Consider the following 1,431-nt stretch of genomic DNA (forward strand, 5'->3'; position numbering starts at 1 on the left):
AGCTAGCATTATACTTTCACTTTCATTTAACTAGCTAAAACTAGCTGCTCCGGTATTATTAGTTAGCTTTTGTTCTAAAAATATAGTGCTAGTATTTAAACACAAAATACTATCTCCTGCTAAAAGAAATACTCAAATATAGAACCATAGATAAAAAAGCTCAAAGGTTCTTTGAGCTTTTTTAAGAATGAAATTTTCCCATTAAACAATACTCTGACCAATAGGGACATGTCTAAGGAGCGTACCAATTTAATGAAATATTCGTGTCACATTAACATGATATGCGGGATATAAGGCACGTGTACCTAAAGGAAACAAGACTATTGGACGGTTTTTTTTAGGTAAGATTAAGTAAAAAGTTATGCTCTATCCAAAATAAACATAGTATTTAAAAAGAGGACCCAACAACCTTACAGAATAAAACAGAAACAACACTTGATCTTGCTAATGTTTATGGTTATAACCCTGTACGTATAGAGGAATGAAAAAGTAAAAAGACTCAAAATTATAAAGAAATATAAAAATAAACAACTTGAATATCAAAAAACACTTTGAGCAAACTATTCATGATGCCTACTAAAGGGCTTCTTCCACTGCAACCTTATGAAAAAGAAAGCTACCCTCCCTGGCAGCTTTCTTTTTTTATGAATTACTTATGGCATAAAATTCATTCGTTTAAACAAACTACTCATGATGATTAAGGTCATCAATAAAAACATAGTTTGCACTGGAAGAAACTACTGCTAGTCCCAGTGGCTTCTTCTATTTTCTATTTGTAATCTTCAAATTTATAAGAAGAAGTAACTGCTAGAAATTCTGATTCTAACAGTTACTTTAAAAATTTAGAAAATAAAAATTTACTGCTTTTGATTATTGGCTGCTGAAGAATTTATATTATTGCCTTTATCCTTTAAGTAGTCATTTATATTTATTGTACCATTTACATTAATGTTTCCATCTTTACTACAATAGTTAATATCCATATTAAAAATATTTATTTGGTATGACATCCTCATATCTCCTCCTATCATCTTGTGAGGCATTGTTTTGTTTTTGATCATTATCTGTAGAATCAGTTTCTTCGTCTTCATTGCTTTGTTCTTCACTTTCCTCTTGAATCTGTCCAATTAATGAAATAACAGATCCAATTGCCTGAATCCAACTCCCAACAACATCTAATGACCATATAGTATTATCTTCTTCTTTTTCAGATGATTCTTTGTTATCTATATAACTGGACTTCAATTCATTTACGCCACTTAAAGCTTGAAGTGAATTCCCAATGACTTGAAGCAAATTTCCAATGATATTATAGATTTCATTTATATTTGACGTATCTTGAAATTCATCTCCCAAAGCAGTAGCTCCACCTAAAGCTTGAATCCAATTTCCACTAATAATCAGTTTCTGTTGTGTTGTATCTTTAAAATC

At 30.4% G+C, this 1,431-nt stretch carries 1 protein-coding gene; it reads right to left on the reverse strand.

The window, feature by feature from the left end; genetic code table 11:
* Positions 1-984: 984 nt before the first annotated feature.
* On the reverse strand, positions 985-1,431 hold a 447-nt coding region (locus tag ACH0CI_RS28175; protein ID WP_406902657.1), incomplete at its 5' end, for a DUF6944 family repetitive protein.

Source organism: Priestia sp. 179-F W1.4 NHS (assembly GCF_045369295.1).
Taxonomy (GTDB): domain Bacteria; phylum Bacillota; class Bacilli; order Bacillales; family Bacillaceae_H; genus Priestia; species Priestia zanthoxyli.